The organism is Pseudomonas sp. NPDC087615, from assembly GCF_044743445.1.
GTDB lineage: Bacteria > Pseudomonadota > Gammaproteobacteria > Pseudomonadales > Pseudomonadaceae > Aquipseudomonas > Aquipseudomonas baetica_A.
This window is the reverse complement of sequence record NZ_JBIUWM010000086.1, coordinates 1-14940: the sequence shown is the minus strand read 5'-3', so window position 1 is coordinate 14940 and position 14940 is coordinate 1. Positions and strand designations below refer to the sequence as shown.

Here is a 14940-nt window from a genome sequence, read left to right as displayed (position 1 = left end):
CGCCATGAAAAACCTGCACAGCCAGAAGGCCTGACTCTACTCCGAGGGGAAACACCAAGGGATTCAATTGCGGCATCGTCGGCCTGCCTAACGTCGGCAAGTCCACCCTGTTCAACGCCCTGACCAAATCCGGTATCGCGGCCGAGAACTTTCCCTTCTGCACCATCGAGCCGAACAGCGGCATCGTGCCGATGCCGGATCCGCGTCTGGAAGCCTTGGCGGCCATCGTCAATCCGAAGCGCATCCTGCCGACCACCATGGAATTCGTCGACATCGCAGGCCTGGTCGCCGGCGCTTCGAAAGGTGAAGGCCTGGGCAACAAGTTCCTGGCCAACATCCGTGAAACCGACGCCATCGCCCACGTCGTGCGCTGCTTCGAAGACGAAAACGTGATCCACGTTTCCAACAGCGTCGACCCGAAACGCGACATCGAAATCATCGACCTGGAACTGATCTTCGCCGACCTCGACAGCTGCGAAAAGCAACTGCAGAAAGTCGCGCGTAACGCCAAGGGTGGCGACAAGGACGCCGTCGTTCAGAAGGCTCTGCTGGAGCAACTGATTGCGCACTTCACCGAAGGCAAGCCTGCGCGCAGCCTGATGAAGAACATGAGCACCGACGAGAAAGCGGTGATCAAGGGCTTCCACCTGCTGACCACCAAACCGGTCATGTACATCGCCAACGTGGCTGAAGACGGTTTCGAGAACAACCCGCACCTGGACGTGGTCAAGGCCATCGCCGAAGAGGAAGGCGCTATGGTGGTTCCGGTCTGCAACAAGATCGAAGCCGAAATCGCCGAGCTCGATGACGGCGAAGAGAAGGACATGTTCCTTGAGGCCCTGGGCCTGGAAGAACCTGGCCTGAACCGCGTCATCCGTGCTGGCTACGAAATGCTGCACCTGCAGACCTACTTCACCGCCGGTGTCGAAGAAGTCCGCGCCTGGACCGTTAAAGTCGGCGCCACCGCGCCTCAGGCGGCTGGCGTGATCCACACCGACTTCGAGAAAGGCTTCATCCGTGCCGAAGTCATCGCCTACAACGACTTCATCCAGTACAAGGGCGAAGCCGGCACCAAAGAAGCCGGCAAATGGCGCCTGGAAGGCAAGGATTACATCGTTAAAGACGGCGACGTGATGCACTTCCGTTTCAACGTGTAAGCATCATGCCCAAGAAAAAGCCGCGTTTGATACGCGGCTTTTTTGTGCCTGAAATTCACTGTTACTTCTTGTGGAATGGTGGTGAATCAGGCCTTTTTGGTACGCGGCAAAAAGATCGCCAACCCCCCAAACAACGGCAAGAACGAGCACAGGAAATACACGTACTCAATCCCGTGCACATCTGCCAGATGCCCAAGCAGCGCCGCACCAATTCCGCCAAAACCAAACATCAAACCGAAGAACACGCCCGCGATCATCCCGACATTACCCGGCACCAGTTCCTGTGCATACACCACAATCGCCGAGAACGCCGAGGCGAGGATAAAGCCGATGACCACGCTGAGAATGCTGGTCCAGAACAGGTCGACGTGGGGCAAGATCAGCGTGAATGGCGCCACGCCGAGGATAGAGAACCAGATCACCGCCTTACGCCCGATCTTGTCGCCAATCGGCCCGCCGAAGAACGTACCCGCCGCCACTGCGCCCAGGAACAGGAACAAATGCAGCTGCGAACTGGCCACCGACAGGTCGAACTTCTCGATCAGGTAAAAAGTGAAGTAGCTGGTGAAACTGGCCATGTAGAAATACTTGGAAAACACCAGCAAACCAAGAACTACCAGCGCACTGGTCACCCTGCCCTTCGACAACCCGTGCGTCGCCGCCTGGCCGGCCTTGAGCTTGAATAGGTTGAGGTGATGGGCGTACCAGCGACTGATGCGGTACAGCACGAACAGCGCAAACACCGCGAACAGACCGAACCACGCCACGTTGCCCTGACCGAACGGAATGATGATCGCCGCCGCCAGCAACGGGCCGAACGCCGAGCCCGCGTTACCACCGACCTGGAACGTCGATTGCGCCAGACCAAAGCGTCCGCCCGACGCCAACCGCGCGATACGCGACGCTTCCGGGTGAAAGGTTGAAGAACCGATCCCGATCAGCGCCGCCGCCAACAGAATCAACGGGAAGCTAGCGACCACCGACATCATCAGAATGCCGATCAATGTGCATACCGTCCCCGTCGGCAACAGCCACGGTTTCGGATGACGATCCGTGTGATACCCGACCCACGGCTGCAGCAGCGACGCGGTCAATTGAAAGGTCAGAGTGATCAAACCGACCTGAGTGAAGCTCAAGCCGTAGTTGGCTTTGAGCATCGGGTAGATCGACGGCAGCACCGACTGGATAAGGTCATTGATCAAATGCGCCAGCGCCACCGCGCCGATGATGCGCATCACCAATGGACTGCTTTGAGCAGGAGCGGACGCCGAGGCAGCGGCGGGCTGAACGTTGCTGATAGCCATGAAAGTTTCCGTACAGCAGAGGGGTGCACGCAGGCAGGTGCGTCAATGTGCCATTTTTCGGTGCAGCAAAGCCATCCCCTTAGGCAGCTAACTAACTGGTTACTCGTCACCTCAAACTGATAGCGCAACGCCATGGTCTGAATCTTGCCTTGCTTCTTCCCCTGAACGCGGCCCCTTACAAAGGGGATCGAGAATGGGAAGTTTCGCTACAGAGCCAGCCTACAGAGCCGGCGAGAGTGAACTTTCGAGGCCTTTTAGCAGGGCACAACATCAAGGTCGCACGACCGCGATGCACGCCAATGGTGCGTGGTGTCCAGAGGAGTCATGGGGCATGCAGGCTTTTTTATCACCGGGAATCAAATTGCTGGGGCGGTTTGGATTCGCGCGTAAATTTCAGCTGTTGTTTCTGCTGTTCATTCTGCCGCTGGCCGGCAGCCTGTTGATGATCGGCCAAGGTTATCGCGACAAACTCAATCTGATTGCCGTTGAACGCGCCGGCGTACAGCAGTTGCTCGCCCTTGATGCGCTCGACAACCTGCTGGCGGCACAACGCGACCGCGCTGCCCGCTGGCGTGCAACCGAAACCAACCGCCAGCCAACACCGGCGACGCTCGCCGCGATGGCCGCCTTCGACGCTGAACAGCCAGCGGTCACGCAAGCCGTCAGTGACCTGGGCGATGCGTTGAAGAATCAAGGCGCCGAGGGCGAAACCCTTGCCCGCTATCAGGCCTTGCAAACCGCATTGGACGGTCTGGACTCAAAAAGCCTCAGCGGCGTCGGTTGGTGGCCGGACGGTTACGACCGTTTCACCCATGCACTCAGCACCCTGCAAGCGTTGCGTGAACAGATCGTCATGGAAAACCGCCTGACCCTCGCGCCGTGGCTGGAAACCTACTTGCTGACGCAAATTTCGACGCAAGACGCGCCGGATCTGATCGAACGAGTCGGCCGCCTCGCCGCTGTCGGTCAGGCCTCGGTGGTGTCCGGACAGTTCACCTTGCAGAGCCGCCTGCAACTGCGCGATCTGCGCAGCCGGATTGGCGACGCCCGTGAACAATTAGTAAAAAACGCCGACCTTCTCAAAGCGCGCCTGCCCAGCGATCAACAAACCTGGGGGGCGCAGTATCAAGACAGCCTGCAGCGCCTGGATGCCGGCCTGAAAGTGCTGGATGACGGCATGTTCGGCGGCAGCATCAACCTTAAGCCTGAGGACTTCGAGCGTAGCCTGGACGCCCTGCTCGGCGATCTCGCCACACTGCGCCAGCAATCGCTGATGTCCCTGGATCAGCGACTGGACTACTACCATGGCTCGGCCATCCGCCAGTTCATTATCGTGGCGGCCATCTTCGGCTGCCTGCTACTGGCCGCGCTGTACCTGTTCATTTGCCTGCAAGCCTCGATCCGGCGCAGCGCCAGCGGCATCACCGTGCTGGCCGAAGCCCTGCGCGACGGCAATCTGAGCCTGCAAGTGCCGGTGGTGGGCCGTGATGAGTTGGCGGCGATCAGCACCGCCCTCAACGTCGCCGTGGTGCAATTGCGCACCAGCATGCTCGGTGTCGATCACGAGACCTCGCAACTGAGCAACGCGGTGCGTAGCCTCAATGATCATTCCAGCGGCGCGCTGGGCGAAGTCGAAGCGCAGCAGTTGCAGATCAGCCAGATTGCCGCTGCCGCCACACAACTGGCCGCCACCTCCCAAGGTGTGGCGCAGAGTTGCGAACAGGCTTCCGACAGCGCCCAGCACACCCGGCGCATCGCTGCTGACAGCAGTCGCGACAGCCAGCGCACCACGGCGAGCATTCAACAGCTCAATCAACGCCTCAACGAAACCGCTGCGGCACTGGGCAGGGTCAGCGAACAAGGGCAGCAGATCCAACTGGTGGTCGACACCATTCGCGGCGTCGCCGAACAGACCAACCTGTTGGCGCTCAACGCCGCGATTGAAGCGGCACGCGCCGGCGAACAGGGGCGCGGTTTTGCCGTGGTCGCTGACGAAGTACGCAGCCTGTCGCAACGTACGCAGTCGTCCACCGCGCAGATTGCCGGCACCGTCGATAGCCTGCGCGCCACGGTCAACGAAGCGGTAAGCCTGATGGAAGCCGCCTGCGGCCAGGCGCAATCGGATGCCGAAGCGGTCACCGGCCTCGGCGAACGGCTGGGGGAAATTGCCAGCGCCGTGCAGAGCGTTACCGATACGCTGGCGCAGATCGCCACGGCGGTTGAAGAGCAAGCGAGCACCGCCGATGAGGTCAGTGGCAATATCCAACAGGTTGATCAGGCCGCCGTGCGTTTGCTTGAAGGCGCACGGGCAGTGAATCTGGCGGCGGACACATTGAGTCAGGGTAGCCATGCCTTGAGCGCCAATACCGCAAGATTCCAACTGCGTTGACACCCTGCCCGGCCCGGATTTTCCGGGCCGGAGGATAAGCGGTTGAAAATAAGAAGAAATATTTTAAATTTACGCTTGACGCTTTTCCATTTCAGGGGAATAATGCGCGCCACTTGGCTACATAGCTCAGTTGGTTAGAGCATAGCATTCATAATGCTGGGGTCCGGGGTTCAAGTCCCTGTGTAGCCACCAAGTACTAAAAACGGCTTACCGAAAGGTAGGCCGTTTTTTTATGCCTCAAGAAAAGTGGCGGCGCTGTAGCGAAGGCCTCTGGCAAAGGGAGCGGCGCAGGAGTCATCAAAACACCTTGAGTTACGCACCTGACCAAAGCGTCTGATATTAATCTTGCCTGACGATATCGACCGAGATCTCCACTGCCGCAATAGGGCCTCTGTTCTCAAGCCAGTGCGTAGTGTTTCTGTCCTCGGGCCACCCCACCCCGGGTCCATAGTCCGTGGCGACGCCATGTCGATGGTCAGTGATCGTTCCTTGCAGTATGTAAACAGTACCGGGTCGGTCTTGATGGCTATGAACCGGCCCGAAGACGCCTCCAGGCTCAATGGTCACCATCCGCATTCGAAGTTGACGCCCTGCCATGCCTTCAATCTCAGGGCCGAGGTCAACGGTTGCAAGTAATGTCACCGCCACACCTTTTGTCTCAGGTGCCATCTGTTCGTTGATCATCACGCGCACCTCTCTGACTGTACAGGAACGACTGGATATGAGCACCTTCGGTGCGATCACATGTCCCTATCAGCGTAGAAGTATCTGAGCCATATCGGGCGCTCGTTGTGCAGAATCCTCAGGCCTCACGCGGGCCATTGATCCATCAGAAAAGTCGCCAGTACATGAAGGACAAATACCCGCATGGTTTGCGTCCTTCATGGTCGGTCGATAAAGTCCCACAGACTTTTACCCCACGGACGGAGAGCCCGCGTGTTTTCAGCCTTGCCCTTGAGCCGCTTTCGCCTGCCAGCCCTGACGCTGATCATCAGCGCCCTGACCCTCACCGCGTGCAACGCCCCGCCCGCCTCGACCCTGCCTTTGGCGCCGGAAGCCGCCTCCGGTTATCGCACCGATCTGCAAACCCGTCACGCCAGCAAACACATGGCCGCTGCGGCGAACCCACTGGCCGCTGAGGCCGGGCGCGAGATGCTGCGCCAGGGCGGTTCGGCGATTGATGCGGCGATTGCGATGCAAGCGGTGCTGACGCTGGTTGAACCGCAATCCTCCGGCATTGGTGGCGGCGCGATGATCGTGTTGTGGGATGGCAAAAAAGTGCAGACCTATGACGGTCGCGAAACCGCGCCGGCCGGTGCCACCGAGAAGCTGTTCCTGCAAGCGGACGGTAAACCGATGCCGTTCCCACAGGCGCAGATTGGCGGCCGGTCGGTCGGCACACCGGGCGTGTTGCGCGCACTGGAACTGGCGCATAAACAGCACGGTCGCCTGCCGTGGGCGAAGCTGTTCGAGCCGGCGATCAAACTTGCCGAGCTGGGTTTCGCAATCTCTCCTCGCCTGCATTCACTTCTCGTGTCAGATCCGGTGATTCGCCAGTCGCCGGACATGGCCAAGTATTTCCTCAACGCCGATGGCAGCGTCAAAGCCATTGGCACACGCCTGCAAAACCCGGCGCTGGCCGCCGTGTTCAAACGCATTGGCAGCGAAGGCGCCGATGCGCTGTACAAAGGCCCGATTGCCGAAGAGATCGTCGCCAAGGTTCAGGGGCACGCCAACCCCGGCAATCTGTCGCTGAGCGATCTGCAGCGTTATCAGGCCAAGGAACGTGCGCCGCTGTGCACTGACTACAAACGCTGGCAGGTCTGCGGCATGCCGCCACCGTCGTCGGGCGGGATCGCCGTGGCGCAGATTCTCGGCACCTTGCAGGCCCTGGAAATCCGCGATCCGCGCTGGGCACTGGCACCACTCAAACCGCTGAAGACTGACAAACCGGCCGGCATCGAACCCGATCCACAAGCGGTGCACCTGATCGCCGAAGCTGAGCGACTGGCCTACGCCGACCGCGCGCAATACGTCGCCGACACTGACTTCGTGCCGGTACCGGTCAAAGGTCTGGTTGACCCAGGCTATCTCGCCAGTCGCGCCAGCCTGATCGGCGAACGCAGCATGGGCAGCGCCAAACCGGGCACGCCGCCGGGCGTGCAGGTAGCCTACGCGCCGGACCGCTCGCCGCTGCGCATTTCCACCTCGCAAGTGGTGGCGGTGGATGACCTCGGCGGCGCCGTGTCGATGACCACCACCATCGAAGCGGCATTCGGCTCGCACCTGATGGTTCAGGGCTTTTTGCTGAACAATCAGTTGACCGACTTCTCGTTCATCCCCGAAGAGAACGGGCAGAAAGTTGCCAACCGCGTCGAACCCGGCAAACGCCCACGCTCGTCGATGGCACCCACGCTGATCTTCGATCGCAACAGCGGCGAATTCCTCGCCGGCGTTGGCTCACCGGGCGGCTCGCAGATCATCGAATACGTCGCCAAAACCACCGTCGGCCTGCTCGACTGGAATCTCGACCCGCAAAGCGCCATCAGCCTGCCCAACTTCGGCAGCCGCAACGGGCCGACCGAACTGGAGCAAGGCCAGTTCAGCCCGGCGCTGATTCAGGCGCTCAAGGACAAAGGTCACGCGGTGAATGAAATCGATATGACCAGCGGCACCCAAGCCATCGTGCGGGTCAAGGATGCGCAGGGGAAAGCGACGTTGGAAGGTGGCGCGGACCCACGGCGTGAGGGGGAAGCGTTGGGGGATTAAGGATTATGTTGTGAATGGAAAAGGCTTACCGGGAGGTAGGCCTTTTTTGTTGGGCAGTTTGAGAAATATTGATAGTCGCCATTGGCGGCTGCTTATTTCGCGGGCACGGAGTTCGGCTCCGTGCCATGAATCCACAAAGCTATTCAGCGAGTTTTTGGTGTGACTCCAAATCCACAAGCCGAGAAGTTGGACCATCGGCTTTCAGGCGATCAGTGACCACTTTTGGCCACAGGTTTCGGGAGCGGCGTTTGGCAACGCTGTAGGTGAGTTCCTGGATTCGAAAACAGGGATTAAGAAGAAGTGTGCCGACAACCATTACTACGTCGGTTCCACCCAAGTATTTTCTTCCGCCATTTTCGGCTCTGGTTTTTTTAATGCCAGCGAGGGTGTCCCTGAACCAGCCACTCATGTTGGGTTTCACCGCCAATTGGCTCTGTACAAAAGCATCTGACTCACTGTGGTTGCCGTGTTCATCAAAATAAGGGCCGTTGTTCATGTATGAGCGGATGTACTCCCAAAAACTCTTTTGCATTTCCAGGGATTTACCAAACGGGGCACCGAGGCTGACCATGAGCGCCGTTTCCGGCTCTTCAAATTTCCACACCCGGATTTCCAGCAATGCGCTCTGCATTCCGCCTATGTGGGTGCCAACAACCTGGAACTCATTGGCCACGGCTGACATGCCATCCCATAGTGCGTGGAACAGTTCACCGTCGTAATCAAAATACTGCCGGACAACCAGAAGGGCGTCATGTCACGCCACAGCCTCGGCACCTTGTAGCTATTGGTCGGGCTGTTCTTGATCAGATGCCGATAGCCCTGAGCATCCGACCTCAAGCCAACTCGCTTTGAGCCTGCGCGGCCAGTTCAGCCTCGCGTTTGGCGATGGCTGCTTCCAACTCTGGAGAGCGTTTGGCCCATTGTTCCGGCGGGAGTGGTTTTGACCATTCGATGATGTCGGGATAACGCAGATCGGGTGGCGGGTAAAGCTTCTTCCTTTGCAGGTAGGTGGCGAGAGGAGCATTGAAGATGAATACGCCAAAGACACCTTCCCACAACAGGGTCAAAAACCAGCCACGTTCTTTGGCTTTATCCTTCATGTAATCGATGTAGTAACGCAGGTTTGCCCCTGAATTAAGCGCTGCGGCATCCGGTGCCGCCTCTGGCCCGATCTCCATATAACTGCGCATGCATTCCCACAGAGCCATCGCCGTGGTGCCACCGCCGCAGTTGAAGCCCAGCGAAAAATGCTTGTTGTCGTCCGTGGCATGCGAGTCGGGATTTTCGAAACCGATGACCAGTAGGCCCATCGTGGCTTTGCCGGCCTGACTGACTGATGAATGCTGGGTGGCAGCCGCTGTAACAGTTTCCCAGGGGACAACCCAGTACTCGCCGTTGTCGCAGGGGACGCAGACTTCGCGGCGTTGGCGGTTGAAGCGTATGGGTAAAGGAACTTCGCGGAACAGACCCTGAATCAACCAAAAAATAGGGAGAGCCATGATACAAGCTCCCAATATCAACGCGTCAGGGTCATCGAAAACGTATGCCAGCCCCAAAAACAACATCACTCCGGGCCACATCACCATCACCGCCGAACCGATGCTGTAGTTACCCACATCGAGAAACGCCTCGTTTTTGCGTCAGATGATATTCAACACATCAGAGGATTTTCTACCGGTTGGAATCGGCAATGGCGCCAAGTAATCATTGCGCGAAAACATCCGTTTTTTCGTCGTTCCTGCCGGTGGCGTACTCATGACTGCGCCTCCACTCGCCCGGCCAACTCGGCTTCGCGCTTGACGATGGCTTCTTCCAACTCCGGGGAGCGTTTGGTCCATTGCTCCGGGGGGAGTGGTTTTGACCATTCGATGATGTCGGGATTAGAAAGCTCGGGCGGTGGCGATAACTTCCACTCCTGCAACATCATCGCCAGTGGTGCCCCCAAGAGCACTGCAGCAATGATCAGCCACGCTGCCTTGCCAACTTCTTGCGCGACCAAATGATGTCTGATGCCATCCACATATTCACAACAAATGCCCCAAAAGACGCCTCGGCCCCGCAGCTTTTCTCGTCCGCCCTCGAAGTCATTTGTCTGTGGCAAAACTTGCGGGCCAATTTCCATATAACTGCGCATGCATTCCCACAACGCCATTGCCGTGGTGCCACCGCCGCAGTTGAAGCCCAGCGAAAAATGCTTGTTGTCTTCCGTAGCGTGCGGGTCGGGGTTTTCGAAACCGATGACCAGTAGACCCATTGTGGCTTTGCCGGCCTGACTGACCGACGATTGCTGAGTGGCGGCGGCTGTCACGGTTTCCCAAGGGACGATCCAATATTCACCGTTGTCGCGGGGGACGCAAACTTCGCGGCGTTGGCGGTTGAAGCGTATGGGTAAGGGGACTTCGCGGAAGAGGCCCTGAATCACAAATATTGAAGGAATGCCTATGATCAATAACGCCGCAATCCAGATCAGCCCGGGGTCTGGAGTGATGAAGCCCATAAATACAAATACCATCAGCGACGGCCACATCACCATGACCGTCGAACCGATGCTGTAGTTACCGATATCGAGAAACACCTCGTTCTTGCGCCAGATGATATTCAACACATCAGAGGGTTTTCTACCGGTTGGAATCGGCAATGGCGCCAAGTAGTCATTGCGCGAAAACATCCGTTTTTTCGTCGTTCCTGCCGGTGGCGTACTCATGACTGCGCCTCCACTCGCCCGGCCAACTCGGCTTCGCGCTTGACGATGGCTTCTTCCAACTCCGGGGAGCGTTTGGCCCACTCTTCGGGAGGGATTGGTTTCGACCATTCGGTGATATCGGGATAGGGCAATTCCGGTGGATGTGAAAGCTTCCAGTCCTGAAGCTTTTCCGCCAGATAGGTGCCCAGAAACGTTATGCAGAAAACTCCCCACAGGACGCTTAATATTTCCCCTTTGCGCAGGTCGACGATTAGCGATCCGATTTGGGTTTCTTCGTAAGGTGCGATACCCACCCGACTTTCAGGGACAGCCTCAGGTCCAATTTCTATGTAACTGCGCGTGCATTCCCACAGAGCCATCGCCGTGGTGCCACCGCCACAGTTGAAGCCCAGCGAAAAATGCTTGTTGTGTTCCGTGGCTTGCGGGTCGGGGTTTTCGAAACCGATGACCAGTAGACCCATTGTGGCTTTGCCGGCCTGACTGACTGATGAATGCTGGGTGGCGGCGGCTGTCACGGTTTCCCAAGGGACGATCCAATATTCACCGTTGTCACGGGGGACACAGACTTCACGGCGTTGGCGGTTGAAGCGTATGGGTAAGGGGACTTCGCGGAAGAGGCCCTGAATCACAAATATTGAAGGAATGCCTATGATCAATAACGCCGCAATCCAGATCAGCCCGGGGTCTGGAGTGATGAAGCCCATAAATACAAATACCATCAGCGACGGCCACATCACCATGACCGTCGAACCGATGCTGTAGTTACCGATATCGAGAAACACCTCGTTCTTGCGCCAGATGATATTCAACACATCAGAGGGTTTTCTACCGGTTGGAATCGGCAATGGCGCCAAGTAGTCATTGCGCGAAAACATCCGTTTTTTCGTCGTTCCTGCCGGTGGCGTACTCATGACTGCGCCTCCACTCGCCCGGCCAACTCGGCTTCGCGCTTGACGATGGCTTCTTCCAACTCCGGGGAGCGTTTGGTCCATTGCTCCGGGAGGAGTGGTTTTGACCATTCGATGATGTCGGGATTAGAAAGCTCGGGCGGTGGCGATAACTTCCACTCTTGCAACATCATCGCCAGTGGTGCCCCCAAGAGCACTGCAGCAATGATCAGCCACGCTGCCTTGCCAACCTCTTGCGCGACCAAATGATGTCTGATGCCATCCACATATTCACAACAAATGCCCCAAAAGACGCCTCGGCCCCGCAGCTTTTCTCGTCCGCCCTCGAAGTCATTTGTCTGTGGCAAAACTTGCGGGCCAATTTCCATATAACTGCGCATGCATTCCCACAACGCCATTGCCGTGGTGCCACCGCCGCAGTTGAAGCCCAGCGAAAAATGCTTGTTGTCTTCCGTAGCGTGCGGGTCGGGGTTTTCGAAACCGATGACCAGTAGACCCATTGTGGCTTTGCCGGCCTGACTGACCGACGATTGCTGAGTGGCGGCGGCTGTCACGGTTTCCCAAGGGACAATCCAGTACTCGCCGTTTTCGCGAGGGACGCAGACTTCGCGGCGTTGGCGGTTGAAGCGTATGGGTAAGGGGACTTCGCGGAAGAGGCCTTGGATCAAAAAGAAGGTTGGCACTCCGATAATAAACGCCGTCATTACAGCGAAAATATGCATGTCATCGTGATCATTTCGGAACAGATAGCCCATGAAAGCAAACAACACCATCATTGGCCAAAGCACCATCACCGCAGAACCGATGCTGTAGTTACCTATATCGAGAAACACCTCGTTCTTGCGCCAGATGATGCTTAGTACATCGCAAGGCTTTTCACCCGTAGGAATGGGCAATGGAGCCAGATAATCATTACGCGAGAAAATCCTTTTTTCCGTTGTGCCCGCCGGTGGCGTACTCATCGTTTGTCCTTGGGTTGCAGGTAAATGGCGCCGGGGTGATCCTCGCCGAGCGGATAATTCGGTACACGATCAAGTTCGGGAGTTGGGTCATTTCTCAGCGCTATGACGCCCGAGGTGTTGTTCAAAGTAAAAGCCAAACCTCGCTCCCCGCCGATAAAACTTCGAGCACCCAGTATCCCGGTCAGTGGCGTGCGATAACGCAACCTCAGCGACAACGTGCTAGGTGGCGTGCGCAGTACGTCTTTCACCTCTTTGAAAGGGCCGCTTATACGCAGCCCCTGACCTTCCTCGATGGGTATCCACTGGCAACTGCTGTCGGACAACCAGAAGGGCGTCATATCGCGCCACGGACGGGGTGGCCTGAAATAGTCGGTCGGACTGTTTTTGATCAGGTACCGGTTTTCGAGGGTATCCACCGGGTCACCGACCATGCTCAGTTCCAGGTAAACACTGTTTGGCTCGGCGCCTGGCAAGTCGATGGTCAGAGAATCAATGGCGCTGACGAACGCCAGACCGGAACGACCGTTATCAGTTGCCTGATTAGAACTGCTTTGCATGGTGACCCGAGGCGTATAGAGGATGAGATACAAACGGTCGAGTTCGTCGTGTTGGGCTTTGGGCGCAATAGGCTCCAAGTCGTTAGCTCGGGCCTTAGACCAACAGCAATTGTTCAGGAAGTTTTGCAGCGGTGTTTTCTCAAAAATCCAGGCAGTCAAGTACAGCACGCCAAGGCCCAAAATGATCCAGTTCAAAGGTCCCATATAGAGTGTGTAGCGTAAGATGGCGACTTCCGCGGTTATTGAACCTGCCAACGCTCTCATCGTGTAGGAACTACCCAATAGTGCCTGGGCACTAAACGCCGCGACTTGTCCTCCAACCGCGATTTGGCGCATTTGCAGCCAAGGATCTATCTGAGACTGGGTGCTTTCCAATTGCTTTTGCAGCGATCTGAATTCCTGATACGCAGCACCCGCCGACAACCCACCAATCACCCCACCAAACAACGTCAGCATTGGTGCGCTTCCCATCCTGCCGCCTGGAAGCTTGACGGACATTTCCTTAACCCCCAACCCCATCCGCACCTGACTATCCACCACCGCCACCAACGCCGCCGCCCCATACAAACTCGCCGACACCGTGTCATTCACTCGCCGGGCATCCATCCCCTCCAACACCCCGGCCTCGCTCAAATAGTTCTGCACATTCACCACGTTCACCAACAACGCCGCCAACGGCACCACTCCCCCGCTGTTGACCACCACGGGCGAATTCACAATCCGCTCCACCCGCCCAACGCCAATGGCTTTCCCCGTCTTGTTCACCCATTCACCCAACGCCTCGGCCCGTTGCCCGAACAACTTCCACACCTGCCGCGTGCCCTCGGTCACGAATTGCAAACGGCTTTCCCCGCCCAACCTCGCGGCAAGAAAAATGCTCATCCACGAGGCACTGAAACCTTTGTCACTCTTGAGCAACAGCAACGCTGCACCCAGTCGATTGACCAGCATATTCCATTGACTGTCGGCCTCGCGGGCCATGGTCGCGATGTCATCCAGCAGCACCACACTCAACGGCGCCAGGGCCTGATGGGTGGCGCTGATGTTGTCGGCGGACAGGGCGGCCATCAACTCGCCAAGGCGCGAGGCGTTGTTGACGGCGGCCTCAATCGACGGTGTCCAGGCGTTGAACAGTTGCCGGAGTGCGCCACCGTCGGCGGCGCGCACATAGTCGGCGTATTGCTCGGCGCCTTGGGCGCGAAGGCATTGCGCGGTCAGGCAACCGCTGGCGAGTTCAGTCAGCCATTGGCGGGTTTCGAGGTCGTCGTAATCGACAAACCAGGTGCCGCTGGCCGAGCGTTTCAGGTACACGCCACGGTCGGCGAACAACACAGTGTGGCGTTGTTCGAGTTGTTGGAAGTGGCCGGCGGCGGTGTCGGTGAACCAAGTGTCCATGGCATCGAGGTCGATGTACTTGCCGACCTTGGCGCTGAATGCGTGATTGTTGAGGTTGGCGTGTTTTTCCGCGCGGTATTGCCGAACCACTTCCTCCGCTTCGTAGTACTGATCGGCCGGAATAAACGCCCGCACCGGGCCGACAATGGCTGCGATACGCGCATCACGGGCGGCCGCTTCGGCCTCGGTCGGCCGACCGCCGTATTGCCGATTCCGGGTTTCAACCCTGAGTTCCTCATTCAGCCGATCCTGGGTGTCGAGCATGATCTGGCCCTGCTCGGGCGTGAGGCTGATGTCGCGATCCTTGTAGCGATAACTGAGATTACCGGCCAGTTCGGCGCCATCCTCGCTGATCAAGCTGCGCACAAAGCCGCCGATGCTCAGGCGCAGATTGTTTTCGCCGAGCCATTTTTCATGGCCGGCTTCCAGCCATTCCTGTTCGTGGTTGATGTCGCGCAACACACCCAAGTCATCGTCCAGACAGGCGAAGACGGCGAACAATCCCTCTCTTTGCGCTTTGGCGTTTTCCAGCCAATCCCGCGTGCCCTGCCCGTCCCATGACTCGGCGCTCCATTCGCCCGGCGGCTCGTCGCTGGCGTCAGGATGTTGATCGAGAACCTTGTGACGTTCGCGGATGCGGTGTTTGGCGTCTGTGTAGGCTTTGATGTTGGATGGAGTTGGGTCGTCTAACAGCGTTGCACCAAGGGCGTCGGTGTCCTCGGCGTTTTTTTGCTGATCGGCTTTCATCGACCGGGCGTAGGTGTCGGGGATCAGTTCGGCCAAGACCTCATCGCA

The 14940-nt window shown here is 57.9% G+C and carries 12 protein-coding genes and 1 tRNA gene; 4 read left to right on the top strand and 9 right to left on the bottom strand.

The window, feature by feature from the left end; genetic code table 11:
* On the bottom strand, nucleotides 1–184 hold a 184-nt coding region (locus ACIOU6_RS26340), incomplete at its 3' end, for a hypothetical protein (RefSeq protein WP_401139522.1).
* Here ACIOU6_RS26340 and ychF point away from each other — a divergent pair.
* Complete coding sequence (gene ychF, locus ACIOU6_RS26335) at nucleotides 108–1157, top strand: redox-regulated ATPase YchF (RefSeq protein WP_401139525.1); 1050 nt, start codon at nucleotides 108–110, stop codon at nucleotides 1155–1157. The genes ACIOU6_RS26340 and ychF overlap by 77 nt on opposite strands.
* 86 nt (nucleotides 1158–1243) lie before the next feature.
* On the opposite strand, the gene ACIOU6_RS26330 is transcribed toward ychF, so the two are convergent.
* Nucleotides 1244–2461, bottom strand: a complete 1218-nt coding sequence (locus ACIOU6_RS26330; protein ID WP_221731574.1) for an MFS transporter — start codon at nucleotides 2459–2461, stop codon at nucleotides 1244–1246.
* A gap of 331 nt (nucleotides 2462–2792) precedes the next feature.
* On the opposite strand from ACIOU6_RS26330, the gene ACIOU6_RS26325 reads away from it, so the two are divergent.
* Both ACIOU6_RS26325 and ACIOU6_RS26320 read left to right on the top strand, forming a co-directional pair.
* Nucleotides 2793–4850, top strand: coding sequence for a methyl-accepting chemotaxis protein (locus tag ACIOU6_RS26325; protein ID WP_221731575.1), 2058 nt, complete (start codon nucleotides 2793–2795; stop codon nucleotides 4848–4850).
* Nucleotides 4851–4965: 115 nt separating this feature from the next.
* Nucleotides 4966–5042, top strand: a tRNA-Met gene (locus ACIOU6_RS26320).
* Nucleotides 5043–5189: 147 nt separating this feature from the next.
* On the opposite strand, the gene ACIOU6_RS26315 is transcribed toward ACIOU6_RS26320, so the two are convergent.
* Nucleotides 5190–5534, bottom strand: a complete 345-nt coding sequence (locus ACIOU6_RS26315) for a cupin domain-containing protein (protein ID WP_221731576.1) — start codon at nucleotides 5532–5534, stop codon at nucleotides 5190–5192.
* A 252-nt stretch (nucleotides 5535–5786) separates the two neighbouring features.
* On the opposite strand from ACIOU6_RS26315, the gene ggt reads away from it, so the two are divergent.
* Nucleotides 5787–7619 carry a gamma-glutamyltransferase gene (gene ggt, locus ACIOU6_RS26310; protein ID WP_401139518.1) on the top strand — a complete coding sequence of 611 codons (1833 nt, stop codon included), beginning with the start codon at nucleotides 5787–5789 and terminating at the stop codon, nucleotides 7617–7619.
* Nucleotides 7620–7758: 139 nt separating this feature from the next.
* On the opposite strand, the gene ACIOU6_RS26305 is transcribed toward ggt, so the two are convergent.
* From ACIOU6_RS26305 to ACIOU6_RS26280, 6 genes are all read right to left on the bottom strand, one after another.
* Nucleotides 7759–8292 carry a hypothetical protein gene (locus tag ACIOU6_RS26305; RefSeq protein WP_401139515.1) on the bottom strand — a complete coding sequence of 178 codons (534 nt, stop codon included), beginning with the start codon at nucleotides 8290–8292 and terminating at the stop codon, nucleotides 7759–7761.
* Nucleotides 8293–8452: 160 nt separating this feature from the next.
* Nucleotides 8453–9235, bottom strand: a complete 783-nt coding sequence (locus tag ACIOU6_RS26300) for a hypothetical protein (RefSeq protein WP_401139512.1) — start codon at nucleotides 9233–9235, stop codon at nucleotides 8453–8455.
* Between the two features lie 137 nt (nucleotides 9236–9372).
* Complete coding sequence (locus ACIOU6_RS26295; RefSeq protein WP_401139509.1) at nucleotides 9373–10323, bottom strand: hypothetical protein; 951 nt, start codon at nucleotides 10321–10323, stop codon at nucleotides 9373–9375.
* The gene (locus ACIOU6_RS26290; protein ID WP_401139506.1) at nucleotides 10320–11234 is read right to left on the bottom strand and encodes a hypothetical protein; all 915 of its coding nucleotides are present in this window, start codon (nucleotides 11232–11234) and stop codon (nucleotides 10320–10322) included. Before ACIOU6_RS26290 ends, ACIOU6_RS26295 begins: the two co-directional genes overlap by 4 nt.
* Nucleotides 11231–12193, bottom strand: coding sequence for a hypothetical protein (locus ACIOU6_RS26285; RefSeq protein ID WP_401139503.1), 963 nt, complete (start codon nucleotides 12191–12193; stop codon nucleotides 11231–11233). Before ACIOU6_RS26285 ends, ACIOU6_RS26290 begins: the two co-directional genes overlap by 4 nt.
* Nucleotides 12190–14940: hypothetical protein (locus tag ACIOU6_RS26280; protein ID WP_401139500.1), on the bottom strand; the 2751-nt coding region annotated here is incomplete at its 5' end. The genes ACIOU6_RS26285 and ACIOU6_RS26280, both read right to left, overlap by 4 nt.

What these genes read in the sequence shown, in the direction of transcription:
- ACIOU6_RS26315 (WP_221731576.1), bottom strand. Translation starts at nt 5,534, where the DNA reads ATGATCAACGAACAGATGGCACCTGAGACAAAAGGTGTGGCGGTGACA.
- ACIOU6_RS26325 (WP_221731575.1), top strand. Translation starts at nt 2,793, where the DNA reads ATGCAGGCTTTTTTATCACCGGGAATCAAATTGCTGGGGCGGTTTGGA.
- ACIOU6_RS26290 (WP_401139506.1), bottom strand. Translation starts at nt 11,234, where the DNA reads ATGAGTACGCCACCGGCAGGAACGACGAAAAAACGGATGTTTTCGCGC.
- ACIOU6_RS26285 (WP_401139503.1), bottom strand. Translation starts at nt 12,193, where the DNA reads ATGAGTACGCCACCGGCGGGCACAACGGAAAAAAGGATTTTCTCGCGT.
- ACIOU6_RS26295 (WP_401139509.1), bottom strand. Translation starts at nt 10,323, where the DNA reads ATGAGTACGCCACCGGCAGGAACGACGAAAAAACGGATGTTTTCGCGC.
- ACIOU6_RS26330 (WP_221731574.1), bottom strand. Translation starts at nt 2,461, where the DNA reads ATGGCTATCAGCAACGTTCAGCCCGCCGCTGCCTCGGCGTCCGCTCCT.